This is a genomic window from Streptomyces sp. NPDC002845 (assembly GCF_053591955.1).
In genome coordinates this window covers 21810-47687 of sequence record NZ_JBSFUU010000024.1, presented here as the reverse complement: position 1 = coordinate 47687, position 25878 = coordinate 21810, and the positions used below count along the sequence as shown (strand labels likewise).

General features: G+C 67.6%; 33 protein-coding genes and 1 pseudogene. 31 read left to right on the top strand and 3 right to left on the bottom strand.

Translation table 11 applies throughout. The features are described 5' to 3' along the window. Together ACWD3C_RS19215 and ACWD3C_RS19210 are read left to right on the top strand one after the other, a co-directional pair. Window positions 1-474, top strand: coding sequence for a hypothetical protein (locus ACWD3C_RS19215; RefSeq protein ID WP_451145353.1), 474 nt, complete (start codon window positions 1-3; stop codon window positions 472-474). 54 nt (window positions 475-528) lie between these two features. Then, a pseudogene (locus tag ACWD3C_RS19210) lies at window positions 529-684 on the top strand (DUF397 domain-containing protein); the annotation flags it as partial. Here ACWD3C_RS19210 and ACWD3C_RS19205 read toward each other — a convergent pair. From ACWD3C_RS19205 to ACWD3C_RS19195, 3 genes are all read right to left on the bottom strand, one after another. Further along, window positions 627-1838, bottom strand: coding sequence for an HTTM domain-containing protein (locus ACWD3C_RS19205; RefSeq protein ID WP_451145351.1), 1212 nt, complete (start codon window positions 1836-1838; stop codon window positions 627-629). The pseudogene ACWD3C_RS19210 and the gene ACWD3C_RS19205 sit on opposite strands and share 58 nt — an antisense overlap. Before the next feature lie 19 nt (window positions 1839-1857). After that, the gene (locus ACWD3C_RS19200; RefSeq protein WP_451145349.1) at window positions 1858-2460 is read right to left on the bottom strand and encodes a DUF5819 family protein; all 603 of its coding nucleotides are present in this window, start codon (window positions 2458-2460) and stop codon (window positions 1858-1860) included. 349 nt (window positions 2461-2809) lie between these two features. Continuing rightward, complete coding sequence (locus ACWD3C_RS19195) at window positions 2810-3499, bottom strand: hypothetical protein (protein WP_451145347.1); 690 nt, start codon at window positions 3497-3499, stop codon at window positions 2810-2812. A gap of 711 nt (window positions 3500-4210) precedes the next feature. Between ACWD3C_RS19195 and rpsJ the strand changes: the two genes are divergently transcribed. The 29 genes from rpsJ (at window position 4211) to ACWD3C_RS19050 (ending at window position 25872) form a co-directional block, all read left to right on the top strand. Next, complete coding sequence (gene rpsJ, locus ACWD3C_RS19190) at window positions 4211-4519, top strand: 30S ribosomal protein S10 (protein WP_003948644.1); 309 nt, start codon at window positions 4211-4213, stop codon at window positions 4517-4519. Between the two features lie 16 nt (window positions 4520-4535). Beyond that, a complete protein-coding gene (gene rplC / locus ACWD3C_RS19185) occupies window positions 4536-5180 on the top strand; it encodes a 50S ribosomal protein L3 (protein WP_451145345.1) in 645 nt (214 codons plus the stop codon). Window positions 5181-5188: 8 nt separating this feature from the next. After that, window positions 5189-5854, top strand: coding sequence for a 50S ribosomal protein L4 (rplD, locus tag ACWD3C_RS19180; protein WP_451145343.1), 666 nt, complete (start codon window positions 5189-5191; stop codon window positions 5852-5854). Beyond that, window positions 5854-6270, top strand: a complete 417-nt coding sequence (gene rplW, locus ACWD3C_RS19175; RefSeq protein ID WP_451145341.1) for a 50S ribosomal protein L23 — start codon at window positions 5854-5856, stop codon at window positions 6268-6270. Before rplD ends, rplW begins: the two co-directional genes overlap by 1 nt. 36 nt (window positions 6271-6306) lie before the next feature. Then, complete coding sequence (gene rplB, locus ACWD3C_RS19170; protein ID WP_030046376.1) at window positions 6307-7143, top strand: 50S ribosomal protein L2; 837 nt, start codon at window positions 6307-6309, stop codon at window positions 7141-7143. A gap of 12 nt (window positions 7144-7155) precedes the next feature. Beyond that, complete coding sequence (gene rpsS, locus ACWD3C_RS19165; protein ID WP_007384069.1) at window positions 7156-7437, top strand: 30S ribosomal protein S19; 282 nt, start codon at window positions 7156-7158, stop codon at window positions 7435-7437. A 40-nt stretch (window positions 7438-7477) separates the two neighbouring features. Beyond that, window positions 7478-7825 (top strand): 50S ribosomal protein L22, encoded by a 348-nt coding sequence (gene rplV / locus ACWD3C_RS19160; RefSeq protein ID WP_003974262.1) that lies wholly within the window; start codon window positions 7478-7480, stop codon window positions 7823-7825. After that, window positions 7825-8661, top strand: a complete 837-nt coding sequence (rpsC, locus tag ACWD3C_RS19155; RefSeq protein WP_451145339.1) for a 30S ribosomal protein S3 — start codon at window positions 7825-7827, stop codon at window positions 8659-8661. The genes rplV and rpsC overlap by 1 nt, the downstream gene beginning before the upstream one ends. A gap of 5 nt (window positions 8662-8666) precedes the next feature. Next, the gene (gene rplP, locus ACWD3C_RS19150; RefSeq protein WP_190037507.1) at window positions 8667-9086 is read left to right on the top strand and encodes a 50S ribosomal protein L16; all 420 of its coding nucleotides are present in this window, start codon (window positions 8667-8669) and stop codon (window positions 9084-9086) included. Beyond that, window positions 9086-9310 carry a 50S ribosomal protein L29 gene (gene rpmC, locus ACWD3C_RS19145; protein ID WP_017949657.1) on the top strand — a complete coding sequence of 75 codons (225 nt, stop codon included), beginning with the start codon at window positions 9086-9088 and terminating at the stop codon, window positions 9308-9310. Before rplP ends, rpmC begins: the two co-directional genes overlap by 1 nt. Beyond that, window positions 9310-9597 carry a 30S ribosomal protein S17 gene (rpsQ, locus tag ACWD3C_RS19140; protein ID WP_451145336.1) on the top strand — a complete coding sequence of 96 codons (288 nt, stop codon included), beginning with the start codon at window positions 9310-9312 and terminating at the stop codon, window positions 9595-9597. Before rpmC ends, rpsQ begins: the two co-directional genes overlap by 1 nt. A gap of 191 nt (window positions 9598-9788) precedes the next feature. Beyond that, complete coding sequence (rplN, locus tag ACWD3C_RS19135) at window positions 9789-10157, top strand: 50S ribosomal protein L14 (protein ID WP_003998823.1); 369 nt, start codon at window positions 9789-9791, stop codon at window positions 10155-10157. A 2-nt stretch (window positions 10158-10159) separates the two neighbouring features. Continuing rightward, entirely contained in the window at window positions 10160-10483 is a 324-nt protein-coding gene (gene rplX / locus ACWD3C_RS19130; RefSeq protein ID WP_016434629.1) for a 50S ribosomal protein L24, read from the top strand. After that, window positions 10483-11040, top strand: a complete 558-nt coding sequence (gene rplE / locus ACWD3C_RS19125; protein ID WP_007494758.1) for a 50S ribosomal protein L5 — start codon at window positions 10483-10485, stop codon at window positions 11038-11040. Before rplX ends, rplE begins: the two co-directional genes overlap by 1 nt. A 5-nt stretch (window positions 11041-11045) precedes the next feature. Further along, window positions 11046-11231 carry a type Z 30S ribosomal protein S14 gene (locus tag ACWD3C_RS19120; protein ID WP_049567381.1) on the top strand — a complete coding sequence of 62 codons (186 nt, stop codon included), beginning with the start codon at window positions 11046-11048 and terminating at the stop codon, window positions 11229-11231. Window positions 11232-11446: 215 nt separating this feature from the next. Beyond that, entirely contained in the window at window positions 11447-11845 is a 399-nt protein-coding gene (gene rpsH, locus ACWD3C_RS19115) for a 30S ribosomal protein S8 (protein ID WP_007384075.1), read from the top strand. Window positions 11846-11869: 24 nt separating this feature from the next. Further along, entirely contained in the window at window positions 11870-12409 is a 540-nt protein-coding gene (gene rplF, locus ACWD3C_RS19110) for a 50S ribosomal protein L6 (RefSeq protein ID WP_451145333.1), read from the top strand. 3 nt (window positions 12410-12412) lie between these two features. Continuing rightward, complete coding sequence (gene rplR / locus ACWD3C_RS19105; RefSeq protein ID WP_208777378.1) at window positions 12413-12796, top strand: 50S ribosomal protein L18; 384 nt, start codon at window positions 12413-12415, stop codon at window positions 12794-12796. Window positions 12797-12839: 43 nt separating this feature from the next. Further along, window positions 12840-13445, top strand: coding sequence for a 30S ribosomal protein S5 (gene rpsE / locus ACWD3C_RS19100; protein ID WP_362090617.1), 606 nt, complete (start codon window positions 12840-12842; stop codon window positions 13443-13445). Window positions 13446-13448: 3 nt separating this feature from the next. Next, window positions 13449-13631 carry a 50S ribosomal protein L30 gene (gene rpmD / locus ACWD3C_RS19095; protein WP_451145330.1) on the top strand — a complete coding sequence of 61 codons (183 nt, stop codon included), beginning with the start codon at window positions 13449-13451 and terminating at the stop codon, window positions 13629-13631. 2 nt (window positions 13632-13633) lie between these two features. After that, on the top strand, window positions 13634-14089 hold the full coding sequence (gene rplO / locus ACWD3C_RS19090) for a 50S ribosomal protein L15 (protein WP_451145328.1): 456 nt from the start codon (window positions 13634-13636) through the stop codon (window positions 14087-14089). A gap of 234 nt (window positions 14090-14323) precedes the next feature. Further along, window positions 14324-15637, top strand: coding sequence for a preprotein translocase subunit SecY (secY, locus tag ACWD3C_RS19085; RefSeq protein ID WP_451145326.1), 1314 nt, complete (start codon window positions 14324-14326; stop codon window positions 15635-15637). Beyond that, on the top strand, window positions 15637-16299 hold the full coding sequence (locus ACWD3C_RS19080) for an adenylate kinase (protein ID WP_451145324.1): 663 nt from the start codon (window positions 15637-15639) through the stop codon (window positions 16297-16299). Before secY ends, ACWD3C_RS19080 begins: the two co-directional genes overlap by 1 nt. 240 nt (window positions 16300-16539) lie before the next feature. After that, window positions 16540-17376: a type I methionyl aminopeptidase gene (map, locus tag ACWD3C_RS19075; RefSeq protein ID WP_451145322.1), complete on the top strand. Its 837-nt coding sequence runs from the start codon at window positions 16540-16542 to the stop codon at window positions 17374-17376. Between the two features lie 640 nt (window positions 17377-18016). Beyond that, window positions 18017-21643 carry a LamG-like jellyroll fold domain-containing protein gene (locus ACWD3C_RS19070; RefSeq protein ID WP_451145320.1) on the top strand — a complete coding sequence of 1209 codons (3627 nt, stop codon included), beginning with the start codon at window positions 18017-18019 and terminating at the stop codon, window positions 21641-21643. A gap of 83 nt (window positions 21644-21726) precedes the next feature. Further along, window positions 21727-22782 carry a LacI family DNA-binding transcriptional regulator gene (locus tag ACWD3C_RS19065; protein ID WP_451145318.1) on the top strand — a complete coding sequence of 352 codons (1056 nt, stop codon included), beginning with the start codon at window positions 21727-21729 and terminating at the stop codon, window positions 22780-22782. Further along, on the top strand, window positions 22779-24038 hold the full coding sequence (locus ACWD3C_RS19060; RefSeq protein WP_451145316.1) for a sugar ABC transporter substrate-binding protein: 1260 nt from the start codon (window positions 22779-22781) through the stop codon (window positions 24036-24038). The genes ACWD3C_RS19065 and ACWD3C_RS19060 overlap by 4 nt, the downstream gene beginning before the upstream one ends. After that, a complete protein-coding gene (locus ACWD3C_RS19055; protein ID WP_451145314.1) occupies window positions 24035-25045 on the top strand; it encodes a carbohydrate ABC transporter permease in 1011 nt (336 codons plus the stop codon). Before ACWD3C_RS19060 ends, ACWD3C_RS19055 begins: the two co-directional genes overlap by 4 nt. Further along, window positions 25042-25872, top strand: a complete 831-nt coding sequence (locus tag ACWD3C_RS19050) for a carbohydrate ABC transporter permease (RefSeq protein ID WP_451145312.1) — start codon at window positions 25042-25044, stop codon at window positions 25870-25872. The genes ACWD3C_RS19055 and ACWD3C_RS19050 overlap by 4 nt, the downstream gene beginning before the upstream one ends. Window positions 25873-25878 lie beyond the last annotated feature (6 nt).

Genomic DNA, 25878 nt, shown 5'->3' with positions numbered 1-25878 from the left:
GTGACATCCCCCCACACCCCCCGCTCCCGCCGGACGTCTCGCGCCCCGGCCGTCCTGGCGCTGGCCTGGGGGGTGGTGGCCGTCGCCGTCACCGGATGCTCTTCCGGTGACGGCGACGGGTCGGACGGGCCCGACACCGATGCCCTCGAAACCTTCCTGACCAGCTATGTCGACGAGCTGAACACGGAGGACACCGAAGGGCTCGCGAAGCTGCTCGGACCGCCGCACGGCGAGACGGACGCGCGGGCCCGGCTCGCGGAGTACGGAGGGCGGGACTGGCAGGTGACCTGGAGCCACCGCAGTGAACTGGCGGGGGTCTACAAGGTCCGGATCAAGGGCACCGCCCGGAAGGACCGCCGGCCGGTCGACGTGAGCGAGGTCTTCGTCTGGGAGGACGACCACTGGAGCATGGCCCCGCTGGCCGACGGCTCGACGCCCCCGGGGTCATCGAGCACGGAGCGGCCCGCCTCGTGATCCCGTAGACCCGCGAGCCCGCGAGCGCACAAGACGCCATCCGCCGGTCGATCGATCGAAGGCGACTCCCGCGAAGGCGACTCCTGCGTCGAGATCGCCACCGCCACCCCCACCACCGTCCACAGCCGCGACTCCAAGAACATGGGCGGCCCTCAGCCCACGCTCACCCCGGACGCGTGGGCGGACTTCGTCACGTACACGTCCGAGGGCCGGCCCCATCGCTTCGTCCGCAGGCGTGTGCAGCGGGTGCCGAGGGCCGTCAGGAACGCGGTGGGCAGGAAGACCGCGTCGCAGGCGACCATGGCCAAGGAGAGGAAGGGGATGCCCATCACCACCGCGATCCCCAGGTGCTCAAGGACCATGACGGTCAGCAGCACGTTCTTGACCTTGCGGTGGGCGAGGGTGAAGGGGAAAGCCACCTGCACGATGACCGTTCCGTAGGTCAGCAGCAGAACCACCACGGTGTTGGCGGCGAGGATCGCGGAGAGCCAGGGAAACGGCGCGAAGTACTCCAGATTCAGGGCGTAGTGGAGGGCGCTGCCCTCCTGCCACCGTGAGCCCTGCACCTTGTACCAGCTGGCTGTGGCGTAGATCAGGCAGACCTGTGCGGCGATCGTCAGCATCGCCGCGTTGTGCAGCATGGACGCGGCCGCGTCCAGCAGTGCGCGGCCCTCGGTTTCGGGGAACCACCGGTTGGCGGCGTACCACAGCCCCTGGACACCCCACAGGGTCCAGAGCACGAGGGGCCATCCCGTTTCCGGGCCGAACGCCACCAGCAGGAACAGACCGGTGGCCGCCCACAGGGCGACTCCTGTGCGGTCGTCGGACGGGGAGTCCTTCTGCCGTCCGGCGCGGGCGCGCCGTGCGTCCAGCGACCAGACCTGGGCGCAGCGAGTGAAGACCAGGTAGATCACCATGATCCGGAGGATGTTGTCGCCGCCGTCACCCAGCAGGGGGTTGCGGTTCTCCAGCGAGAGCGTCCCGACCATCAGCAACACGCACATGGTCCTGGTGCGCCAGCCCACCAGCACCGCGAGGGCCGAGGCGATGGTCAGGACGTAGACGATCTCGAACCAGGCCTGTCCACCGGACCAGTGCAGCACGCTGAATGTCTCGTCCAGGTGCCCCAGTTCAAGTGCCCTCTCGTACGAGAGGGGGCTGCGGTCGCCGTACATCACACGGCGGTGTGGCCATTCCCGGAGCAGGAAGGCGGCGATGACCAGGGACAGGCCGATACGGAAGACGGCGGCCTGATAGGGCGCACGGGTGGTGCACGCGAAGTGTCCCCATCGCGCGACGGCCTCGCGGACGCGTTCCGCGAGAGACCGCCGACGAGGTGCCGGTGCCTCGGGTCGGCTTGTCACGGGCGTTACGGTGCTCAACTCACAGCCCCTTGTAGTCCTGGTCGGTCACCGGCCACCACGGAAGTACGCGGTAGGCGGTCGTGTCGGACGGCTCTTCCGTACTCCACGACGGGGGCCGCACCATCGTGTAGCGACCCGCGATCTGCACACCGACGATCCGCTCGCCCCGCCACGCGCGTCCGACCCGCTGGAGCACGATGCGCTTCAGATAGTCGACGGCGATTTCACCGCGGGCGTTCTTCGGCCGGTCGTCCGAGCCCAGCCGGGAGTCGACGTTGTCCCACGCCCGGCGAACCATGTCCTGGTGCACATGGCTCGGTGCGAGGCTGCCCTGGATCTCGGCCACGTCCTGGGCCGTGATGTTGATCCACTCCGAGAGCCGAGGGGAGGCGCCGTCGTCGCCGACGGTCCGCAGCCGGGCACCGATGGCGTCGTTGCGCTGCTTGGGGTTGGGTGCGAACAACTTCCAGTCCTGCCCGAACTCGGGCTGGACATAGGACCGGATCACTTCTCCGTACTCGGCCTTGACGGCGTTGGGCGGAGCCAGGGTCAGGAAGATCATCGTCAGGTGCACCAGCAGGGCGCCGACCAGGCCGACGGCCGTTGCCGCCAGTACGGCCACCGACGCTTTCGACCACCGGTGCTCGGTGCCGCTGTCCGTCGAGAGGGCCGGGGGGCCGCCTTCGGGGGAGTGGGCTCCCTCGGCTCCTGACGTGGGGGCAGGGGGAAAGCCCCCGCCGGCGCCGGGGCGTGGAGGGGGCAGCTGCGTCAAAGCCGCACTCGTCGAACGACGGGCGGCGGGTTCGCTGGAGGGTTCCATCACGTTCCTTCTGGTGGTCGGCCCGTGTGGCGGGAAACCGGTCGCCACACGGGCCGCGCCTGACGCGCCGCGTGTGAATTCTTGAGCGGCGTCAGGTGGAGCTGGGCGATTTCAGCAGTGGCCGCTGGGCGATTCAGCGACCGCTTTTCGCTCAGTCCTCGTCGAAGTCACAGTTGTTGACGCGCTCTCCGGTGAAGTTGATGTCGGGGTGCGCATCGCTCAGTGCGTCGGCGATGTCGTTCAGAACTTCGCCGCGAGGGCGCACGTAGTACATGGCGAACTCGTTTGCGTTCTGGGGATCCCAGATGTCCACCAGTCGTGGGTCTTCCGGCGCGCCCGCGTCGATACCCGCCTGAGTCCGCGCGAGGGTGTCGGAGTACGGAGGCGTGGGCAGGTCGCTCCAGGTCGGGGTCGCCGGGTCGAACCCGGCCTCCTGCCACCGGCCCTGCAGAATCCCCTGGTTGAACCAGAACCCGGGCGAACACCACTCGGGCTCGCCGTTGCCGTTGATGACGCCGTTGTCACCGCCGTCGACCAGTCCGATGAGCCCCGTCGTCAGCCCGATGTCCCCGATGATCTTCGGTGCGAAGACCAGCTTCTGCGTGCAGAAGCCGAAGTCGTGGCCCTTGCAGCTGTGGATGAGCTGGTACCTGTTGCCCTTCCCCTTCTTGCCCTTCTCGTGCTCCCTCTCGTGCCCGTCGCCGGATGCCGGCGACAGCGTGCTGCTCTGGGCGTGCGCCGCCCAGGGCCGCTCCCAGCCCATTGCCTGAGAGGCGGTGACGGTGCCCAGCGTGACGGTGAGCGCCGAGGCGCCCACGAGCACAGCTCGAATGGCCCGCATGTCACTCCTTTCCCTGTTTTCCGCGCGGGATTTCAGCTCCCACGCGTTCATGCGGCGAGAGCAATGCGGGTCAGGGAAATCAAACAATGCGGCGGGGGTGCGCCTATAAGGAAATAAAGAATGCGCCAGGTGGGCGGTTTCTCATCACATTTACTGATCGCATATGTGCCTGTCGGGTGATAATTGAGTGGTCAATTGTCTATGCGTTCGCCACGCGCGGGATCGGAAAGCCGGCGGCGTTGGAGGCGCACGGTGTGGGTCGTCCGCCGCGCAGTCGACCGTGCTCGGTGCGTGCCCCGGGTTTGCCCCATGTCACTCTCCGGGTACCCTCTACGCCTCGATTGGCGGAGCCCCCGCCCCGTGTGGCAGACTGTCGGAGTTGCTCGGTCGAGTGTTGATGCTGCGCGCCTCCCGCCGGGAGGACCGGAAGCGAGTCCCACGGTACTCGTCGTCCTAACTGCCTGAGGGCAGCACTGGGGCGGACGTACGGGAATCTTCCGGGAAGTGTCAGTGCGGCGCCGACCAGGCACCCGGTGGGCCTCTCGCTCCCGGCTTGCGGTTCCGGTGGGGCCGTGCTTTCCCAGCAGGGATGTTCGATACGTGGGACATCTGTGTCAGCGAGAGCGCGACACGCCCGACCGCGTGGGTCGGAGGAAAGGGCTGGAACGCCGGGTTCCAGAGCGTTACGAGAGACAGGACTACTGAGTAGCCATGGCGGGACAGAAGATCCGCATCCGGCTCAAGGCCTACGACCACGAGGTCATCGACTCCTCGGCGAAGAAGATCGTCGAGACGGTGACCCGCACTGGTGCGTCGGTCGCGGGCCCGGTGCCGCTGCCCACTGAGAAGAACGTGTACTGCGTCATCAAGTCGCCGCACAAGTACAAGGACTCGCGCGAGCACTTCGAGATGCGCACGCACAAGCGCCTGATCGACATCCTCGACCCGACCCCCAAGACCGTTGACTCTCTGATGCGACTCGACCTCCCGGCCGGTGTCGACATCGAGATCAAGCTCTGAGGCCGGTGATCTGAAGATGGCTAAGCAGATCAAGGGCATCCTGGGCGAGAAGCTCGGCATGACGCAGGTGTGGGACGAGAACAACCGCGTTGTTCCCGTCACCGTCGTCAAGGCCGGGCCCAACGTCGTCACCCAGGTCCGTACGAATGACTCCGACGGCTACGAGTCGGTCCAGATCGCCTTCGGCGAGATCGACCCGCGCAAGGTGAACAAGCCCCTCAAGGGCCACTTCGCCAAGGCCGACGTCACCCCGCGCCGCCACCTCGTCGAGATCCGCACCGCGGACGCCTCCGAGTACACGCTCGGCCAGGAGATCACCGCCGAGGTGTTCGAGGCCGGTGTCAAGGTCGACGTGACCGGCAAGAGCAAGGGCAAGGGCTTCGCCGGTGTCATGAAGCGCCACAACTTCCATGGCCTCGGCGCCGGTCACGGCACCCAGCGCAAGCACCGCTCCCCCGGTTCCATCGGTGGCTGCGCCACCCCGGGCCGTGTGTTCAAGGGCCTCCGCATGGCGGGTCGTATGGGCAACGAGCGGGTCACCACCCAGAACCTGACCGTCCACGCCGTTGACGCGGAGAAGGGTCTGCTGCTCATCAAGGGCGCGGTTCCCGGTCCGAACGGCGGCCTCGTCCTGGTCCGCACCGCGGCCAAGGGGGCCTGAGGTAACCGATGAGCACTGTTGACATCCTTTCGCCGGCGGGCGACAAGGCCGGTACCGTCGAGCTCCCCGCGGAGATCTTCGACGTAGAGAAGATCAGCGTTCCGCTGCTTCACCAGGTCGTCGTCGCACAGCTGGCCGCTGCCCGCCAGGGCACGCACAAGACCAAGACGCGTGGCGAGGTCCGTGGTGGTGGCAAGAAGCCTTACCGCCAGAAGGGCACCGGTCGCGCCCGCCAGGGTTCGACCCGCGCACCGCAGTTCGCCGGTGGTGGCGTCGTGCACGGTCCCGTGCCGCGCGACTACTCGCAGCGGACCCCGAAGAAGATGAAGGCCGCGGCCCTGCGCCACGCCCTCACCGACCGGGCCCGCCACAACCGCATCCACGTCGTCTCCGGCGTGGTCGAGGGCGAGGTCTCCACCAAGGCCGCCAAGAGCCTGTTCGGCAAGATCAGCGAGCGCAAGAACCTGCTCCTGGTCGTCGAGCGCGCTGACGAGGCCGCGTGGCTCTCCGCCCGCAACCTGCCCCAGGTCCACATCCTGGAGCCGGGCCAGCTGAACACGTACGACGTTCTCGTCTCGGACGACGTGGTCTTCACCCAGGCCGCCTTCGAGTCCTTCGTGTCCGGCACGCCCAGTGCCGAGCGGAACACTGACACCGAAGGGAGCGAAGCCTGATGGCCACGCGTCACCCGAGCATCGCCTCGAAGGCCGCCAAGGCCGCCAAGGCCGCGCGCGTCGCCAAGGCGAAGCGCCAGGCCACCGAGGGCAAGAACACCGTCGAGACCCCGCTGAGCAAGTCCTTCACGGACCCCCGTGACGTGCTGCTCAAGCCGGTCGTCTCCGAGAAGAGCTACGCGCTCCTCGACGAGAACAAGTACACGTTCATCGTCGACCCGCGTGCCAACAAGACCCAGATCAAGCAGGCCGTCCAGGCGGTCTTCGAGGTCAAGGTCACCGGGGTCAACACGATCAACCGCCAGGGCAAGCGCAAGCGGACCCGCACGGGGTACGGCCAGCGTGCCGCCACCAAGCGCGCGATCGTGACCCTCGCCGAGGGCGACCGTATCGACATCTTCGGCCAGGTCTCCTAACGGAGATCCGGTCCGATATCGGACGAGGACTGAGAAATGGGTATCCGCAAGTACAAGCCGACGACTCCGGGCCGTCGTGGCTCCAGCGTCGCCGACTTCGTCGAGGTCACGCGGTCCACGCCGGAGAAGTCGCTGGTCCGCCCGCTGCACAGCAAGGGCGGCCGTAACAATTCCGGTCGTGTGACCGTGCGCCACCAGGGTGGTGGCCACAAGCGCGCCTACCGCGTCATCGACTTCCGTCGCCATGACAAGGACGGCGTGCCGGCGAAGGTCGCGCACATCGAGTACGACCCCAACCGCACCGCGCGCATCGCGCTGCTGCACTACGCCGACGGCGAGAAGCGCTACATCCTCGCCCCGCGCAACCTGCAGCAGGGCGACCGCGTCGAGAACGGTCCCGGGGCCGACATCAAGCCCGGCAACAACCTGGCGCTCCGCAACATCCCGGTCGGTACCACGATCCACGCGATCGAGCTCCGTCCGGGCGGCGGCGCCAAGTTCGCCCGCTCCGCCGGTGCCTCCGTGCAGCTGCTCGCGAAGGAGGGCCAGATGGCCCACCTCCGTATGCCGTCCGGTGAGATCCGCCTGGTGGACGTGCGCTGCCGCGCCACCGTCGGTGAGGTCGGCAACGCCGAGCAGTCCAACATCAACTGGGGCAAGGCCGGCCGCAAGCGCTGGCTGGGCGTCCGCCCGACCGTTCGCGGTGTGGCGATGAACCCGGTTGACCACCCCCACGGTGGTGGTGAGGGCAAGACCTCCGGTGGTCGCCACCCGGTCAGCCCCTGGGGCCAGAAGGAAGGACGTACTCGTTCGCCCAAGAAGGCGTCGAACAAGTACATCGTCCGCCGCCGCAAGACGAACAAGAAGCGCTAGGAGCGGGTTCAGATGCCGCGCAGTCTCAAGAAGGGGCCCTTCGTCGACGACCACCTGATCAAGAAGGTGGACGCACAGAACGAAGCCGGTTCCAAGAACGTCATCAAGACCTGGTCCCGTCGCTCGATGATCGTCCCGGCCATGCTGGGCCACACGATCGCGGTGCACAACGGCAAGACCCACATCCCGGTGTTTGTCACCGAGTCCATGGTCGGCCACAAGCTCGGCGAGTTCTCGCCGACGCGCACCTTCCGGGGTCACGTCAAGGACGACCGGAAGTCGAAGCGCCGCTAACGCGGGGTGAATGACCATGACAGACACTGAAGGGACAACCATGGAAGCCAGGGCCCAGGCGCGGTACATCCGCGTCACGCCCATGAAGGCCCGCCGAGTGGTGGACCTCATCCGTGGCATGGACGCCACGGAGGCTCAGGCGGTCCTGCGTTTCGCCCCGCAGGCCGCGAGCGTGCCGGTCGGCAAGGTGCTGGACAGCGCCATCGCCAACGCCGCGCACAACTACGACCACACCGACGCCGACAGCCTCTTCATCTCCGAGGCGTACGTCGACGAGGGCCCGACCCTGAAGCGGTTCCGTCCGCGTGCCCAGGGCCGTGCCTACCGGATCCGCAAGCGGACCAGCCACATCACCGTGGTCGTCAGCAGCAAGGAAGGAACCCGGTAATGGGCCAGAAGGTAAACCCGCACGGGTTCCGGCTCGGTGTGACCACGGACTTCAAGTCCCGCTGGTACGCCGACAAGCTGTACAAGGACTACGTCAAGGAAGACGTCGCCATCCGTCGGATGCTGACGTCCGGCATGGAGCGCGCCGGCATCTCCAAGGTTGAGATCGAGCGCACCCGTGACCGTGTCCGCGTGGACATCCACACCGCGCGTCCCGGCATCGTCATCGGCCGCCGCGGCGCCGAGGCGGACAAGATCCGCGGGCAGCTCGAAAAGCTGACGGGCAAGCAGGTCCAGCTGAACATCCTCGAGGTCAAGAACCCCGAGACCGACGCTCAGCTGGTCGCCCAGGCCGTCGCCGAGCAGCTGTCCTCCCGCGTCTCCTTCCGCCGCGCCATGCGCAAGAGCATGCAGTCGGCGATGAAGGCGGGCGCCAAGGGCATCAAGATCCAGTGCGGTGGCCGCCTCGGCGGCGCCGAGATGTCCCGCTCGGAGTTCTACCGCGAGGGCCGCGTGCCCCTGCACACGCTCCGCGCGAACGTCGACTACGGCTTCTTCGAGGCCAAGACGACCTTCGGCCGCATCGGTGTGAAGGTCTGGATCTACAAGGGCGACGTCAAGAACATCGCCGAGGTCCGCGCCGAGAACGCCGCTGCCCGCGCCGGCAACCGCCCGGCCCGTGGCGGCGCCGACCGCCCGGCCCGTGGTGGTCGCGGTGGCGAGCGTGGCGGTCGCGGTCGCAAGCCGCAGCAGCAGTCGGCTCCGGCCGCCGAGGCCCCCAAGGCCGACGCGCCCAAGACCGACGGGCCGGCTGAGAGCACCGGAACGGAGGCCTGACCGAAATGCTGATCCCCCGTAGGGTCAAGCACCGCAAGCAGCACCACCCGAAGCGCCGCGGTCAGGCCAAGGGTGGTACGACGGTCGCGTTCGGCGAGTACGGCATCCAGGCCCTCACGCCGGCCTATGTGACCAACCGCCAGATCGAGGCGGCCCGTATCGCCATGACCCGCCACATCAAGCGTGGCGGCAAGGTCTGGATCAACATCTACCCGGACCGTCCGCTGACCAAGAAGCCCGCCGAGACCCGCATGGGTTCCGGTAAGGGTTCTCCCGAGTGGTGGGTCGCGAACGTGCACCCGGGCCGGGTCATGTTCGAGCTGTCGTACCCCAACGAGAAGATCGCCCGTGAGGCGCTGACTCGTGCGGCCCACAAGCTGCCGATGAAGTGCCGGATCGTCAAGCGCGAGGCAGGTGAAGCGTGATGTCGGCCGGTACCAAGGCGTCCGAGCTGCGCGAGCTGGGCAACGAGGAGCTTGTCGCCAAGCTTCGCGAGGCCAAGGAAGAGCTGTTCAACCTCCGCTTCCAGGCGGCGACGGGCCAGCTCGAGAACCACGGTCGGCTGAAGGCCGTCCGTAAGGACATCGCGCGGATCTACACCCTGATGCGTGAGCGCGAGCTGGGCATCGAGACGGTGGAGAGCGCCTGATGAGCGAGAACAACGTGACTGAAGAGCAGACTGCCGCCCGCGGCTTCCGCAAGACCCGTGAGGGCCTTGTCGTCAGCGACAAGATGGACAAGACCGTCGTCGTCGCCGTCGAGGACCGTGTCAAGCACGCGCTGTACGGCAAGGTCATCCGCCGTACCAACAAGCTCAAGGCGCACGACGAGCAGAACGCCGCGGGTGTCGGTGACCGCGTCCTCCTCATGGAGACCCGGCCGCTGTCCGCGACGAAGCGCTGGCGCGTCGTCGAGATCCTCGAGAAGGCGAAGTAATCAAGCGGGGGCTCCGCCCCCGCTGCCCCTCGCCGGGGGCTCCGCCGCCAGGTGTGCGGCCCCCGGCGTGGGTTTTCACCTGCAGAGGCCCAAGTAATTCCTGCGGGAACTACCCGCAGGACAGTTCCGCCAGGCTTGCAGGCCGACCCGAAAGGTCCCTGCGGGAACCGGCAGACGATCAGGAGATAGACGTGATCCAGCAGGAGTCGCGGCTGCGTGTCGCCGACAACACTGGTGCGAAGGAGATCCTTTGCATCCGTGTGCTCGGTGGTTCCGGTCGCCGCTACGCGGGCATCGGTGACGTCATCGTCGCCACCGTCAAGGACGCGATCCCCGGTGGCAACGTGAAGAAGGGTGACGTCGTCAAGGCTGTCATCGTTCGCACCGTCAAGGAGCGCCGCCGTCCGGACGGCTCGTACATCCGCTTCGACGAGAACGCCGCCGTCATTCTGAAGAACGACGGCGACCCTCGCGGCACCCGTATCTTCGGCCCCGTAGGCCGTGAGCTGCGCGAGAAGAAGTTCATGAAGATCATCTCGCTCGCGCCGGAGGTGCTGTAAGCATGAAGATCAAGAAGGGCGACCTGGTCCAGGTCATCACCGGCAAGGACAAGGGCAAGCAGGGCAAGGTCATTGCCGCTTACCCGCGCGACGAGCGCGTCCTGGTCGAGGGTGTCAACCGGGTCAAGAAGCACACCAAGGCCGGCCCCACGGCTCGCGGTTCGCAGGCCGGTGGCATCGTTACGACCGAGGCGCCGATCCACGTCTCCAACGTCCAGCTGGTCGTTGAGAAGGACGGCAAGAAGGTCGTGACCCGCGTCGGTTACCGCTTCGACGACGAAGGCAACAAGATCCGCGTTGCCAAGCGGACGGGTGAGGACATCTGATGGCTACCACCACCACTCCGCGTCTGAAGACGAAGTACCGCGAGGAGATCGCGGGCAAGCTGCGTGACGAGTTCAAGTACGAGAACGTCATGCAGATCCCCGGCCTCGTCAAGATCGTGGTCAACATGGGTGTGGGCGACGCCGCCCGCGACTCCAAGCTGATCGAGGGCGCCATCCGCGACCTCACCACGATCACCGGTCAGAAGCCGGCCGTCACCAAGGCCCGCAAGTCCATCGCGCAGTTCAAGCTGCGTGAGGGACAGCCGATCGGTGCCCACGTCACGCTCCGTGGCGACCGCATGTGGGAGTTCCTTGACCGCACCCTGTCGCTCGCGCTCCCGCGCATCCGCGACTTCCGCGGTCTGTCCCCCAAGCAGTTCGACGGCCGTGGCAACTACACCTTCGGTCTCACGGAGCAGGTCATGTTCCACGAGATCGACCAGGACAAGATCGACCGCGTCCGGGGTATGGACATCACCGTGGTCACCACGGCGACCAACGACGCTGAGGGCCGCGCGCTCCTTCGTCACCTCGGCTTCCCCTTCAAGGAGGCGTGAGCGAGATGGCGAAGAAGGCTCTGATTGCCAAGGCTGCTCGCAAGCCGAAGTTCGCCGTGCGTGGCTACACCCGCTGCCAGCGGTGTGGACGTCCGCACTCCGTGTACCGCAAGTTCGGCCTGTGCCGTGTGTGCCTTCGTGAGATGGCTCACCGCGGCGAGCTGCCGGGCGTGACCAAGAGCTCCTGGTAGTCCCGTAGTTCGGGACTCCAGAGGCTCTCGGTAAGCAAAGGGCTCTGGTCAGGTGCCCACCCTTCCATGGCTTAGGCTTGGGGGGTTGGGCGCCTGATTGCCGCCCGTACGACTTACTACGCCGTAGGTCCACCGCGCCGCACCCGCCCCGTCTCGGATCGGGGAGAGGGATGGCGCACCAGGAAACCCCGGCGAGAGAGGCCGAAGGCCACTTCATGACCATGACTGATCCGATCGCAGACATGCTTACGCGTCTGCGGAACGCGAACTCGGCATACCACGACTCCGTGACGATGCCGGCATCGAAGATCAAGTCGCACATCGCGGAGATCCTCCAGCAGGAGGGCTTCATCACGGGCTGGAAGGTCGAGGACGCCGAGGTCGGCAAGAACCTCGTCCTGGAGCTGAAGTTCGGCCCCAACCGTGAGCGCTCCATCGCGGGCATCAAGCGGATCTCCAAGCCCGGTCTCCGGGTTTACGCGAAGTCCACCAACCTGCCGAAGGTGCTCGGCGGCCTCGGCGTGGCGATCATCTCCACGTCGCACGGGCTCCTCACCGACAAGCAGGCCGGCAAGAAGGGCGTAGGCGGAGAAGTTCTCGCCTACGTCTGGTAGCGGAAGGGAACGGAGGAAACAGCTATGTCGCGCATCGGCAAGCTCCCCATCGCGGTTCCCGCCGGCGTGGACGTCACCATCGACGGCCGCACGGTCTCGGTCAAGGGCCCCAAGGGCGAGCTGACCCACACCGTCTCGGCGCCGATCGAGGTCGTCAGGGGTGAGGACGGCGTCCTGAACGTCACCCGCCCCAACGACGAGCGTCAGAACAAGGCCCTGCACGGCCTGTCCCGCACGCTGGTGGCGAACATGATCACCGGCGTGACCCAGGGTTACGTGAAGAAGCTCGAAATCAGCGGTGTCGGTTACCGCGTGACCGCCAAGGGCTCGAACCTCGAGTTCGCGCTCGGCTACAGCCACCCGATCACCGTCGAGGCGCCCGAGGGCATCACCTTCAAGGTGGAGGCCCCCACCCGTTTCTCGGTCGAGGGCATCGACAAGCAGAAGGTCGGCGAGGTTGCGGCCAACATCCGCAAGCTGCGCAAGCCCGACCCGTACAAGGCCAAGGGCGTCAAGTACGAGGGCGAAGTCATCCGCCGCAAGGTCGGAAAGGCGGGTAAGTAAGCCATGGCATACGGGCAGAAGATCCTCAAGGGCGACGCCTACAAGCGCGCCGCGATCAAGCGCCGCCACATCCGGATCCGTAAGAAGGTCTCCGGTACGGCCGAGCGCCCTCGCCTGGTCGTGACCCGCTCCAACCGCCACATCGTGGCCCAGGTGATCGACGACCTCAAGGGGCACACCCTTGCGTCGGCGTCCACCCTGGACACCTCGATCCGCGGTGGCGAGGGTGACAAGTCCGCGCAGGCCAAGCAGGTCGGCGCCCTGGTCGCCGAGCGTGCCAAGGCCGCGGGCGTCGAGGCTGTCGTATTCGACCGTGGTGGCAACCAGTACGCCGGGCGCATCGCCGCTCTGGCGGACGCCGCCCGCGAGGCCGGACTCAAGTTCTGAGTCCTGGTTCCGTAGCTAGCGGAAACAGAGAGAGGTAATTCCAATGGCTGGACCCCAGCGCCGCGGTGGCGGCGCCGGTGGCGGCGAGCGGCGGGACCGGAAGGGCCGTGACGGCGGTGCGGCTGCCGCCGAGAAGACCGCGTACGTTGAGCGCGTCGTCGCGATCAACCGCGTCGCCAAGGTTGTGAAGGGTGGTCGTCGCTTCAGCTTCACCGCGCTGGTCGTGGTGGGCGACGGTGACGGCACCGTGGGTGTCGGATACGGCAAGGCCAAGGAGGTGCCGGCCGCCATCGCCAAGGGCGTTGAGGAGGCCAAGAAGCACTTCTTCAAGGTCCCCCGCATCCAGGGCACCATCCCGCACCCCATCCAGGGTGAGAAGGCTGCCGGTGTCGTGCTCCTCAAGCCGGCTTCGCCGGGTACCGGTGTGATCGCCGGTGGTCCCGTGCGTGCCGTCCTGGAGTGCGCCGGTATCCACGACGTGCTGTCGAAGTCGCTCGGCTCCGACAACGCCATCAACATCGTGCACGCGACCGTGGCGGCCCTGCGGGGCCTGCAGCGTCCCGAGGAGATCGCGGCCCGCCGTGGTCTGCCGCTCGAGGACGTCGCCCCCGCGGCTCTTCTCCGTGCGCGTGCCGGGGCGGGTGCGTAGGTCATGGCGCAGCTCAAGGTCACGCAGGTCAAGTCCTACATCGGCAGCAAGCAGAACCACCGTGACACCCTGCGGTCGCTTGGTCTCAAGGGGATCAACACCGTGGTCGTCAAGGAGGACCGCCCCGAGTTCCGCGGTATGGTGCACACCGTCCGCCACCTCGTGACGGTCGAGGAGGTCGACTGATCATGGCGGAGCAGAACCCGCTCAAGATCCACAACCTCCGTCCCGCCCCGGGCGCCAAGACCGCCAAGACCCGTGTGGGTCGTGGTGAGGCGTCGAAGGGTAAGACGGCCGGTCGTGGTACCAAGGGCACCAAGGCTCGTTACCAGGTTCCGGAGCGCTTCGAGGGCGGCCAGATGCCGCTGCACATGCGCCTCCCGAAGCTGAAGGGCTTCAAGAACCCGTTCAAGACCGAGTACCAGGTCGTGAACCTGGACAAGCTCGCCTCCCTCTACCCCGAGGGCGGCGAGGTCACGGTGGCCGATCTGGTCGCCAAGGGCGCCGTTCGCAAGAACAGCCTTGTCAAGGTCCTCGGCCAGGGCGAGATCTCCGTGGCGCTGCAGGTGACGGTCGACGCCGTCTCCGGCTCCGCCAAGGAGAAGATCACCGCCGCCGGCGGCACCGTCACCGAGTTCGTCTGAACACATCAGACGTGCCGATGACTTGAGCGATCCCGACCGGGGATACCCCACAAATGGGGTATCCCCGGTTGGTCGTTCCAAGCGGGGCAGTCTCGCCGGTAAGGTGGCCTGCACTGCCAACTTTGACAGGGGGCTCCTCACGGGGCACTCGAAGCGGTAGTTGACCGTTACCTATTCGTCGAACCTCAAGACCGTCACCCTTGACGCAGTAGCGCGGGGGTCGCAGGAGGCACCGTGCTCACCGCGTTCGCCCGGGCGTTCAAGACGCCCGACCTGCGCAAGAAGCTGCTCTTCACGCTCGGCATCATCGTGATCTACCGGATCGGTACGCATATCCCGATCCCGGGCGTCGACTACACCGCCGTTCAGTTCTGCATCGATCAGGCGAGTACCAACACGGGTCTGTTCGGTCTGGTCAACATGTTCAGCGGTGGCGCACTGCTGCAGATCACGATCTTCGCGCTCGGCATCATGCCGTACATCACGGCGAGCATCATTCTCCAGCTGCTGACCGTGGTGATCCCGCGTCTGGAAGCCCTCAAGAAGGAGGGCCAGGCCGGTACGGCGAAGATCACGCAGTACACGCGCTATCTGACCGTGGCGCTGGCCGTCCTCCAGGGCACCGGCCTGGTGGCCACCGCCCGCAGCGGCTCCCTGTTCAGTACGTGCTCGCTGGGCGGCCAGATCGTCCCCGACAAGTCGATCTTCACCACCCTCACGATGGTCATCACCATGACCGCCGGTACGGCCGTCGTGATGTGGCTCGGTGAGCTCATCACCGACCGCGGCATCGGCAACGGCATGTCGATCCTGATGTTCATCTCGATCGCCGCCACCTTCCCGTCCGCGCTGTGGGCCATCAAGCAGGAGGGTGACCTCGCGGGCGGCTGGATCGAGTTCGGCACCGTGGTCGCCGTCGGCCTCGTCGTGATCGGCCTGGTGGTCTTCGTCGAGCAGGCTCAGCGCCGTATTCCCGTCCAGTACGCGAAGCGCATGATCGGCCGCCGGTCCTACGGCGGCACATCGACGTACATTCCGCTGAAGGTCAACCAGGCGGGCATCATCCCTGTGATCTTCGCCTCGTCGCTGCTCTACATCCCGGCACTGATCGCGCAGTTCTCCGGTGGAACCGCCGGCTGGAAGATCTGGGTCGAAGAGAACCTCGCGCAGCCGGACGCTCCGCTGCACATGGTCCTCTACTTCTTCCTGATCATCTTCTTTGCGTTCTTCTACGTGGCCATTTCCTTCAACCCCGAGGAAGTAGCCGACAACATGAAGAAGTATGGTGGCTTCATCCCGGGCATCCGGGCTGGCAGGCCGACCGCTGAGTACCTGAGCTACGTACTCAACCGGATCACCTGGCCGGGTTCGCTGTATCTGGGCATGATCGCTCTCGTGCCGACGATGGCGTTGGCGGGTTTCGGGGCAAACCAGAACTTCCCGTTCGGTGGCACCAGCATCCTGATCATCGTGGGTGTGGGTCTGGAGACGGTGAAGCAGATCGAGAGCCAGCTCCAGCAGCGCAATTACGAAGGGTTCCTCCGCTGATGCGAATCGTCCTCGTCGGGCCGCCCGGTGCCGGCAAGGGAACGCAGGCCGCGTTCCTTGCCAAGAACCTGTCGATCCCGCACATCTCCACGGGCGACCTCTTCCGTGCCAACATCAGCCAGAAGACGGAACTGGGCAAACTCGCGAAGTCCTACATGGACGCGGGCAACCTGGTCCCGGACGAGGTCACCATCGCGATGGCCAAGGACCGCATGGAGCAGCCCGACGCGGAGCACGGCTTCCTGCTCGACGGCTTCCCGCGTAACGTCTCGCAGGCCGAGGCGCTGGACGAGATGCTGAAGTCCGAGTCCATGAAGCTGGACGCGGTCCTGGACCTGGAGGTCCCCGAGGACGAGGTGGTCAAGCGGATCGCCGGCCGCCGCATCTGCCGTAACGACTCGGCGCACGTCTTCCACGTCACGTACAAGGCGCCCGAGCAGGACGGCGTCTGCGACGAGTGCGGCGGCGAGCTGTACCAGCGCGACGACGACTCCGAGGAGACCGTGCGCAAGCGACTGGAGGTCTACCACACGCAGACCGAGCCGATCATCGACTACTACCGGGCCCAGGGCCTGGTCGTGACGATCTCGGCGCTCGGCAAGGTGGACGAGGTCACCCAGCGCGCGATGGATGCGCTCAAGCAAGGGGACGACGGCAAGTAGCCGTCTGCGGTACATCGCGGCCGCGGTGCCCTTCGAGGGTGCCGCGGCTGCTTTTTGCGGCTGAGAGCCTGTGTCATATCCCCGGCCGGGCGCCCGCCGTCCGACCGGGTATATGACACAGGCTCTGAACCGCCGCCGCTCTCGCGGACGTGGTGATTCGCCGTCGTGGTTGCCCAATTGGTGGTTGCGGCACACTTAACCCCAGACATGCTTACCGGAAGTAGGAGAGGCGACAGCCTGATGGTGCAGATCAAGACCCCCGAGCAGATCGCGAAGATGCGGGCGGCGGGGCTGGTCGTCGCCGCCATCCACGCGGCCACTCGTGAGGCCGCGGTGCCGGGTGCGACGACGAAGGACCTCGACGAGGTGTCCCGCAAGGTGATCGCCGAGCACGGGGCGAAGTCGAACTTCCTGGGGTACGGCGGGTTTCCGGCGACGATCTGCACGTCCGTGAACGAGGTCGTGGTGCACGGGATCCCGTCCGACGAGGTGGTCCTCAAGGACGGCGACATCATCTCGATCGACGCGGGCGCGATCGTGGACGGGTGGCACGGGGACGCGGCGTACACGGCGTTCGTGGGGTCCGGTCACGCTCCTGAGCTGATCGAGCTGTCGCGGGTGACCGAGGAGTCCATGTGGGCCGGGATCGCCGCGATGAAGCAGGGGAACCGGCTGGTCGACGTCTCCCGGGCCATCGAGACGTACATCCGGCGGCAGCCGAAGCCGGGCGGTGGCAAGTACGGCATCGTCGAGGACTACGGCGGCCACGGGATCGGCACCGAGATGCACATGGATCCGCACCTGCTGAACTATGTGGACCGGCGGCGGGGGAAGGGCGCGAAGCTGGTGCCCGGGTTCTGCCTCGCCATCGAGCCGATGGTTTCGCTGGGCACGCCGAAGACCGAGGTGCTGGAGGACGACTGGACCGTCATCACGGCGGACGGTACGTGGTCGTCCCACTGGGAGCACTCGGTGGCTCTGACGGCGGACGGCCCGCTGGTGCTGACGGCTCCTGACGGGGGCAAGACGAAGCTGGCGGAGTACGGGGTTACTGCGGCGCCCGACCCACTGGCCTGAGCGCAACGCCGCTGGCAGAGGGCGGTGGTGGACGGCGCTGTCGGGGGGCGAGGATCTGGGAGGCGATGGCGTCCCGCCAGCTCCGCTGGGCGGTGTAGGGGATCAAGGCGCCGGAATCCGTAGGACCGCATGAGCGGGCCCTACGGCCCCGGGCCTTGGCCCGTCCCGGTCTTCACGGTCATGTCCGGTGCCTCTCGTGCTTCTTCGAACAAGCTGTGACAAAAAGCTGTGTTCTAAATATCGAACGACGTTCGTTATGCCGGGCAAACGGTAGAGGGGTGGCCGGAGGCGGTCAAGGGACTGGACGTGGATCCGTGTCCGAGGTCGGCCGCCGGACGCCGCCGTCGAACTGATTCGTGCAGGGGTCTTGCCCGGCGCCGTGCGGGCACCCAAAATGATGCGCCAGTCGCGGGTCTCTGCTGAGCCGCATGTATCCCCGCACGCATTCCCCGCATCTCCCCCGCATCTCCCCCGCATCCAACCTCACAAAGGTCTCAAGGCGGCGGCATCGTCGAACCGGTTCGAATCAGGCCCGGCGATGCCGCTGTCGAACCGGTTCGACAGCTATTCCGACCCCGCACGGGACAACTCAGGAGCAGCAACGATGGTGCTATCGAGAGCAGGACGCGCACGCCCCGGCGTGCGAAGAACACTGGTCGCCGCGGTGAGCGTCGGTCTGACGGTCGCGGGCCTCACAGTGCCGGCGACGGCCGCCGAGGCGCCCGACCCGGTGCTCCACTACACGTTCGACACCGACGACCTGAGCACCGGAACCGTCACCGACAGCTCGGGCAACGGACTCGACGGGACGCTGGTCAACGGGTCGACCGCCGCCCTGGTCGGCGGCGCCGGCCAGGGTTCGGCGCTGGAGCTGCCCGGCGGGGCGTCCGGCTCCGACGGCGCCCATGTCCGGCTGCCCCGCCAGGCGCTGGCCGGTGCCACGGACCTGACCGTCTCCGCCCGCGTGAAGTGGGACGGCACCACACAGCCGTGGCAGTGGATCTACGCCCTCGGCAAGAACACCACCCAGTACCTGTTCACCACCCCGTACAACAACGACCAGCGGCTCCGCACGGCCGTCACCACCGGGGGCGCCGGCGGCGAGGCCAAGGTCACCGGGTCCGCCGCGCTGCCCGCCGGCCAGTGGAAGACCCTCACCGTCACGCTGGACACCGCCGAGGACCGCATCACCACCTACCTGGACGGCGTCGCCGTGGCATCCGCGACGACCACGGTCAGCGCGGCCGAGCTGATCGACGACTCGACCACGTTCGCCGGCTACCTCGGCAAGTCCTTCTACCCGGATCCCCTCTTCGACGGCGCCGTCGACGACTTCGCCGTCTACCACGCGGCGCTGACCGCCGAGCAGGTCGCGCAGACCGTGGGGGAGACCCCGCAGGTGACGGGTCTGACGCGGGACGCCTTCGAGGTGCGCACCTCCACGGACACCGCCCCCGACCTGCCCGCCACGGTGTCCGCGACGTTCTCCGACGACTACGACCGGGACGTGGCCGTCGCCTGGGACGAGGTCGACCCCGCCGACTACGCAGCGCCGGGCACCTTCACCGTGCGGGGCACGGCCGCCGGCCGAGCGGTCACCGCGAACGTCACCGTGGTCCGCGAAGGGCACATGGCCATCGACCTCGCCACGGACACCGGCCCGTTCCACGGCGGCGCCTCCGGCACCCTCTACGGCCTGTACGGGCAGGACGTCCCGACGAACAACCTCATCGAGGGCATGCACCTGCGGACGGTCTCGACCAAGGCGCAGGACGGGCCGCAGCACCCCGGCGCCGACGCGCTGGAGGTCGTCAAGCCGCTCGCGGACAGCACCGACGGTGACGTGTACATCTACATGACCGACATCCACCGCGGCTTCCCCTACCAGTGGCCGGGCGACACGCCTCAGGAGAAGCTCCGGCTGTACAAGGAGAAGATCGCGGGGCAGGTCGACCAGGTCCTCCAACTGCCCGAGGAGTACCAGGACAACATCGTCTTCGTGCCCTTCAACGAGCCCGAGGGCAACATGTTCGGCACCGGCCAGTGGAGCTACAACAGGGTCAGCTGGCTCAACAACCCGACCGACTACTTCGCCGCCTGGGACGACGTCCACGCGCTGATCAAGGGCAGGATGCCGGATGCCCGCATCGCCGGACCCAACACCAGCGTCCTGTACGACCAGGTCAAGGGCTTCCTCCAGCACACCGTCGAGGCCGGCACCGTCCCCGAGGTCGTCACCTGGCACGAGCTGAGCCACCCTGAGCGGGTCCGCAGCAGCGTCAGGAAGTACCGGGGCTGGGAGAGGGAGGTCTTCGCGGGCACCGAGCACGAAGGCAAGCAACTCCCCATCAACATCAACGAGTACGCCTTCAACTACCACACCTCGGTGCCCGGCCAGATGATCCAGTGGGTGTCCGCGATCGAGGAGTCGAAGGTCGACGCCGACATCGCGTACTGGAACATCGACGGCAACCTCTCCGACTCCGCCGTCCAGGCGAACCGCGGCAACGGCCAGTGGTGGCTGCTCAACGCCTACGGCAGCATGACCGGCCACACCGTCGAGGTGACCCCGCCGTTCCCCGGCCAGAACTACACGATGCAGGGCGTGGCGACCCTCGACGAGGAGAGGAAGCAGGCGCGGGCGCTGTTCGGCGGCTCCGACGGCAAGGGGTACGTCGAGTTCGGCAATGTGCCCGAAGATTTCAGTGGCACCGTGCACGCCTGGGTGCGTGAGATCCCGTGGACCGGGCAGATCGGCGACTCCGCCCAGCCCGAGATCGTCGCCGAGCGGACCATCGAGGTGCGCGACGGCACCGTGGGCTTCGACTTCGGCAACGGCGACCTGCCGGCCCTGCAGGAGTCGTCCGCGTACGAGATCGTGCTGACGCCGGCCGGCGACGGCGAGGCGGCATCGGTCCCGCCGGCCCTGTGGAACGGCAGCTACGAGGCCGAGGACGCCGCCCACACCGGCTCCGGCTACAGCAGGAACGGCCCCGAGGGCTCGCCGTCCGACGTGTCCAAGTTCTACACCTCCGGCCGCTACAACGTCGGCGGCCTGCGCACGGGTTCGGATTTGGAGCTGGACTTCACCGTCGACGTCCCGCAGGACGGCACCTACGACCTGAGCGTCTTCGCCAACTCCCTCAACACCTTCGGCCTCGTCAAGGAGCAGGGCCCGACCAACGTGTTCCTCCGCGTCGACGGCGGCGCCGAGCAGGAACTGTCGCTGCCGCTGGGCTACAAGTGGGTGGTCTGGGACCACGCCGACACCACCGTCGAGCTGACCGAGGGCGAGCACACCATCACGCTCGCCGCCCGCAGCCTCGACGGCGAGCGGACCACGAAGGGCGACGCGATCGTCGACCGGATCACGCTGTCCCTGCCCAACCCCGAGGCACAGCGCACGGTCTACGAGGCGGAGCTGGCCACGCTGGACGGCGCCCGGGCCGTCTACGACCTGCCGCCCACCGTCAGGAAGGACGCATCGGGGTCGGGCGCCGCGGCGGTCGCGCAGGGCGACAGCGCCACATTCTGGGTGTACTCCCCGGCCGATGCCGAGTCGACCATCACCGTGGACACCCTCGGCTGGGGCGCGGCACAGCTGGCCGTGAACGGCCAGGACGTGCTGCGGGTGTCGCCGGGTACCCGCGCGGCGGCCGTGTCCCTCTCCGGCGGCGTCAACAAGGTCACAGTCACCGGACTGGCCCGGACCACGCTCGTCGACCGGATCACGGTCGAACAGACCTCCGGCACGCTGAAGCCGACCGTCTACGAGGCCGAGGACGCCGAACTCGCCGGCTCCGCCGGGACCGCGCAGCTGTCCCTGGCCAGTGGCGGCACCGCGGTACGCGGCGTCGGCGGCGAGCCGGGCAACGGCAACACCGCGACGTTCAAGGTGACGGCCGACGAGGCGGGCCTGTACGCGATGCGCATCCGGTACTCCAACCCCGAGCAGTCGGAGGCCACGCACTACAACCCCGACCCGCTCACCCGGCATGCGGACATCTCCGTCAACGGCGGTCAGGCCCGGCACGTGCAGTTCCCGCACTCGTTCCACGAGAACAACTTCTGGGAGCTCACCGTCCCGGTGCGGCTGGACGAAGGCAGCAACACGATCACCTTCAGCTCCCAGGAGCTGCCCAACTTCGACGGTGAGTCGTACGCCTCGGACACCTGGCCCGGCATCCTGCTGCGCTCGCAGTACGCACCCGTGCTCGACAGGATCACGGTCGTCCCGTACGCGGCAAGGACGGGCGAACGGCCGTGACATTAGGCAGGCCGAGCGGACAGAGGCAAACAGGCCGAACAGGCCGAACGGGCCGAACAGGCCAAGGTCACCAAGGAGGCAACGTGGTCACGATCGGCGACATCGCACAGGCCGCCGGCGTTTCCCGCAGCACCGCGTCCTACGCGCTCTCCGGCAAGCGGTCGATCTCCGCGGAGGTGCGGCAGCGCGTGCGGGACGCGGCGCGGGAGCTGGGCTACACGCCCAACGCCGGCGCCCGCGCCCTCGCCACCGCGGAGACCATGGTCATCGGCCTGCTGGCCCAGTTCCACGAGGACGAGTTCGCCCCGGCCATGCTGCAGTACATCGTCGGCGTCTCCGACACCGCGCGGGAGTTGGGTTACGACACTCTCCTGGTCACCGAGGCGGACGGTGCCCGCGCGCTGCGCCGGATCACCCGCTCCCGCATGGTCGACGGCGTCGTGCTGCTCAACGTGGCGCAGGACGACGCCCGGTTGCCGCTGCTGAGGGCCGCGTCCCAGCCCGGCGCGCTGGTCGGGCTGCCCGGCGACTGCACCGGAGTCGACGTCTTCGACCTCGACTTCGAGGCGGCGGGGCGGCTGATGGTCGACCACATGCACCGGCTGGAGCACCGGGAACTGATCCTGGTCTCACAGCCGGAGCATGTGGTCGAGCGCGGCGGTGCCTATGTGTGGCGGCTGCAGGACGCGGTCCTGCAGCAGGCCAGGGCCCGCGGTATCCGGCTGCACGCGGTCTTCGGCGAGTCGCGGCAGCCGGAGGTCGGGCGGGCACTGCACGCGCTGCTGGACGCCTACCCGTCCGCGACCGGCCTGCTGCTCAACAACGAGGCCGCCGCCGCGGCCCTGCCGTCCGTGCTGCACGCGCGCGGACTCCAGGCGCCGCGGGACCTGTCCGTCATAGGGCGCTACTCCGACGAGTTCGCCCGCATGTTCTCCCTGCCGTTCTCGTCCATCGAGAGCGCACCGGACCAACTCGGCGAGATGGCGGTGCGCCAGCTGGTGCGCCGGATCGTCTCCCCCCAGTCCAGGGATGAGCCGCACGTCGTGCGGCTCATCCCGCCCGAGCTCGTCGACCGGGGAAGCACCGGTCCACCTCCCACGGCGGGCTCATGTTCATCCACGCAAGGAGGAAACCAGTGATACGTCTCAAGAGACCCGCACGTGCCGTGGGTGTGCTCGGTGCCGTCGTCCTCGCCATGGCGGGGCCGGTCGCCTGCTCCTCGTCCGGGACCGGCGGCGGCAGCGCGCAGGCGAGCGACACCTACACCTGGTGGGACCCGTACCCGCAGCACAAGACGTCGTCCGACTGGGGGAAGCGGGTCGCCAAGTGCGGCGACGAGGCCGGTGTCACCATCGAGCGCACCGCGTACGACACCACCCAGCTGACCAACCAGGCGCTGCTGGCGGCCCAGGAGGGCACCGCGCCGGACATCATCCTGCTGGACAACCCCGCCGTCTCCACCCTCGCCGACACCGGCATGCTCACCACGATGGACGAGTTCGGCCTCGACACCTCCGGCATCGACGAGAACCTGCTGGCGGCCGGCGTCGTGGACGACGAGGCGTACGGGATCCCCGTCGGCGCCAACACCCTCGCCATCTACTACAACGAGAGCATCCTCGACGACGCCGGCGTCGACCCCGCCTCGATCAAGGACTGGGCCTCGCTGAACGCCGCGCTGGAGAAGGTGACCGGGGCCGGCAAGAAGGGCATCACGTTCGCCGGGATCGGCACCGAGGAGGGTTCGTTCCAGTTCCTGCCGTGGTTCTGGGGCGCCGGGGCCGACCTGCGCGACCTCGACTCGCCCGAGGCGGCGGAGGCGCTCGAACTGTGGACCGGGTGGCTGAAGGACGGCCACGCGCCCGACTCCGTCATCAACAACTCCCAGAACACCACCTGGGAGGAGTTCCTCACCGGCGACTTCGGCTTCGTCGTCAACGGCACCTGGCAGGTCAACAGCGCCGCCGAGGCGGGCTTCCCCACCGGCGTCATCCCGATCCCCGGCAAGGACGGCGGTGCCGCTCCGACGCCCACCGGCGGCGAGTTCATCACCGCACCCGCGCAGGACGACACCGGCCGGTACGAGGTCACCAAGAAGATCGTCGAGTGCATGACCACCCCCGAGGGCATGGTCGAGACGGCGAACACCTTCGCGTACTACATCCCGCCGACCGAGGCAGGCCAGGAGCAGCTGCTCAGTGACAACGCCGAGCTCCAGCCGTGGGTCGACGCCGTACGCACCGCCAAGGGCCGCACCAGCGACAACCTCGGCACCGACTACCCGAAGATCTCCGAACCGCTGTGGACCGCCGTGCAGAAGGCCCTCAGCGGATCCATGGACGTGAAGGAGGCACTGAGCCAGGCCCAGTCGACCGCCGAGGACGAGACGGCATGAGGTTGGGCACCACACCGGCCGCGCCCGCGGAGCGCGCCGGCGGAGACGGGGGCGGGGCGCCGGGAGGCGCCGCGCCGTCCACGCCGCCTGCCGCCGCACGGGCGCGCCCGCCGGTGGGGGCGTGGTGGCGCTCCCCCCGGTGGGCCGCGTTCGCCTTCCTCGCCCCGCTGCTGGCGTACCTGCTGGCCTTCTACGCCTATCCGCTGTACCGGAACCTCGACCTCAGCCTGCACGACTACACCGTCAGGTCGTTCGTGCAGGGCGGCGCCGAGTTCACCGGACTGGCCAACTACCGCGACGTCATCGGTTCCGACGCCTTCGGCCCGGCGCTATGGAACACGTTCCTGTTCACCTTCGTCTCGATCGCCGCGCAGTACGCCATCGGCCTGGCACTGGCCGTCTTCTTCCGTGACAGCTTCCGGCTCTCCGGGCTGCTGCGCGCCCTGTTCCTGGTGCCCTGGCTGCTGCCGCTGATCGTCTCGGGCTCCACCTGGGCGTGGATGCTCAGCAGCGAGCACGGCATCGTCAACGCGGCCCTGGAGGCCTTCGGGATCGGCCAGATCAACTGGCTGACCTCCCCGGACTGGGCGCTGACCGCCGTGATCATCGCGAACATCTGGCTCGGCGTCCCGTTCAACCTCGTCATCCTCTACTCCGGGCTGCAGAACATCCCGGGCAGCCTGTACGAGGCGGCGTCGCTCGACGGGGCAGGCGCCTGGCAGCAGTTCTGGCGGATCACCTTCCCGCTGCTCCGCCCCGTCTCGGCGATCACACTGCTGCTCGGCCTGGTCTACACGCTCAAGGTCGTGGACGTGATCTGGATCATGACCACCGGCGGTCCCGGCGACTCCTCCACGACGCTGGCCGTCTGGTCCTACCGGGAGGCCTTCGGCACCGGGCTGCCGGACTTCTCGCCCGCGGCCACCATCGGCAACCTGCTCATCCTCATCGCCCTGGCCTTCGGCTTCCTCTACCTCCACCTCCAGCGTCGACAGGAGCAGTCATGACGGCGTACCGGACGCGGGCGGGAACCTGGTGGAAGACCGCGCTCGGGATCTTCTTCACCACGCTCATGCTCTTCCCCGTCTACTGGATGGTCAACGTCTCCCTGACCAGGACCGAGGACATGCGCGCCGACCCGCCGCACTGGTTCCCGTGGGACCCGACGCTCCAGGGCTACACCGACGCGCTGCGCGACCAGCTCCCGGCCCTGGTCACCAGCCTGGGCATCGGCCTGGGCTGCGTGCTGCTCACCCTGCTGATCTCCGCGCCCGCCGCCTACTCGCTCGCCAAGCTGCGCCCACGCGGGGCGGGCACGATCGGCTTCCTGCTGCTGGTCGCCCAGATGATCCCCGGCGTGGTCATGGCGGTGGGCTTCTACGCCGTCTACGTACGGCTCGGCTGGCTCAACTCCGTCTGGGGCCTGATCCTCGCCGACTCGACCATCGCCGTCCCGTTCGGCGTCATGGTGCTGACCACCTTCATGTCCGGCATCCCGCAGGAGCTGATGCACGCCGCGAAGATCGACGGGGCGAACACCTGGCGGACCTTCCGCTCCGTGATCCTGCCGCTCAGCCGCAACTCCGTGCTGACGGTCTCGCTGTTCGCCTTCCTGTGGGCGTGGTCGGACTTCATCTTCGCGTCCACCCTCAACCGCAACGGGGACGCGATCCCCATCACCCTCGGGATCTACGCCTACATCGGCAACAACACCACCCAATGGAACTCGATCATGGCGACCGCAGTCGTCGCGTCCGTCCCCGCGGCCGTGCTGCTCGTCGTCGCTCAGCGCTATGTCGCCGGCGGTGTGACCGCGGGCGCGGTGAAGGACTGATGTGCT

Bases quoted from the DNA above. Each gene is read 5' to 3' on its own strand.
- ACWD3C_RS19050 (WP_451145312.1), top strand. From the start codon at position 25,042: ATGACGGCGTACCGGACGCGGGCGGGAACCTGGTGGAAGACCGCGCTC.
- rplO (WP_451145328.1), top strand. From the start codon at position 13,634: ATGGCGGAGCAGAACCCGCTCAAGATCCACAACCTCCGTCCCGCCCCG.
- rplF (WP_451145333.1), top strand. From the start codon at position 11,870: ATGTCGCGCATCGGCAAGCTCCCCATCGCGGTTCCCGCCGGCGTGGAC.
- rplE (WP_007494758.1), top strand. From the start codon at position 10,483: ATGGCTACCACCACCACTCCGCGTCTGAAGACGAAGTACCGCGAGGAG.
- ACWD3C_RS19055 (WP_451145314.1), top strand. From the start codon at position 24,035: ATGAGGTTGGGCACCACACCGGCCGCGCCCGCGGAGCGCGCCGGCGGA.
- rpmD (WP_451145330.1), top strand. From the start codon at position 13,449: ATGGCGCAGCTCAAGGTCACGCAGGTCAAGTCCTACATCGGCAGCAAG.
- rplX (WP_016434629.1), top strand. From the start codon at position 10,160: ATGAAGATCAAGAAGGGCGACCTGGTCCAGGTCATCACCGGCAAGGAC.
- rplW (WP_451145341.1), top strand. From the start codon at position 5,854: ATGGCCACGCGTCACCCGAGCATCGCCTCGAAGGCCGCCAAGGCCGCC.
- rplV (WP_003974262.1), top strand. From the start codon at position 7,478: ATGGAAGCCAGGGCCCAGGCGCGGTACATCCGCGTCACGCCCATGAAG.
- rpsC (WP_451145339.1), top strand. From the start codon at position 7,825: ATGGGCCAGAAGGTAAACCCGCACGGGTTCCGGCTCGGTGTGACCACG.
- ACWD3C_RS19195 (WP_451145347.1), bottom strand. From the start codon at position 3,499: ATGCGGGCCATTCGAGCTGTGCTCGTGGGCGCCTCGGCGCTCACCGTC.
- ACWD3C_RS19080 (WP_451145324.1), top strand. From the start codon at position 15,637: ATGCGAATCGTCCTCGTCGGGCCGCCCGGTGCCGGCAAGGGAACGCAG.
- rpsE (WP_362090617.1), top strand. From the start codon at position 12,840: ATGGCTGGACCCCAGCGCCGCGGTGGCGGCGCCGGTGGCGGCGAGCGG.
- rplR (WP_208777378.1), top strand. From the start codon at position 12,413: ATGGCATACGGGCAGAAGATCCTCAAGGGCGACGCCTACAAGCGCGCC.
- rpsS (WP_007384069.1), top strand. From the start codon at position 7,156: ATGCCGCGCAGTCTCAAGAAGGGGCCCTTCGTCGACGACCACCTGATC.
- rpsJ (WP_003948644.1), top strand. From the start codon at position 4,211: ATGGCGGGACAGAAGATCCGCATCCGGCTCAAGGCCTACGACCACGAG.
- rplB (WP_030046376.1), top strand. From the start codon at position 6,307: ATGGGTATCCGCAAGTACAAGCCGACGACTCCGGGCCGTCGTGGCTCC.
- rpsQ (WP_451145336.1), top strand. From the start codon at position 9,310: ATGAGCGAGAACAACGTGACTGAAGAGCAGACTGCCGCCCGCGGCTTC.
- rplC (WP_451145345.1), top strand. From the start codon at position 4,536: ATGGCTAAGCAGATCAAGGGCATCCTGGGCGAGAAGCTCGGCATGACG.
- rpmC (WP_017949657.1), top strand. From the start codon at position 9,086: ATGTCGGCCGGTACCAAGGCGTCCGAGCTGCGCGAGCTGGGCAACGAG.
- ACWD3C_RS19120 (WP_049567381.1), top strand. From the start codon at position 11,046: ATGGCGAAGAAGGCTCTGATTGCCAAGGCTGCTCGCAAGCCGAAGTTC.
- rplP (WP_190037507.1), top strand. From the start codon at position 8,667: ATGCTGATCCCCCGTAGGGTCAAGCACCGCAAGCAGCACCACCCGAAG.
- map (WP_451145322.1), top strand. From the start codon at position 16,540: ATGGTGCAGATCAAGACCCCCGAGCAGATCGCGAAGATGCGGGCGGCG.
- rplD (WP_451145343.1), top strand. From the start codon at position 5,189: ATGAGCACTGTTGACATCCTTTCGCCGGCGGGCGACAAGGCCGGTACC.
- rpsH (WP_007384075.1), top strand. From the start codon at position 11,447: ATGACCATGACTGATCCGATCGCAGACATGCTTACGCGTCTGCGGAAC.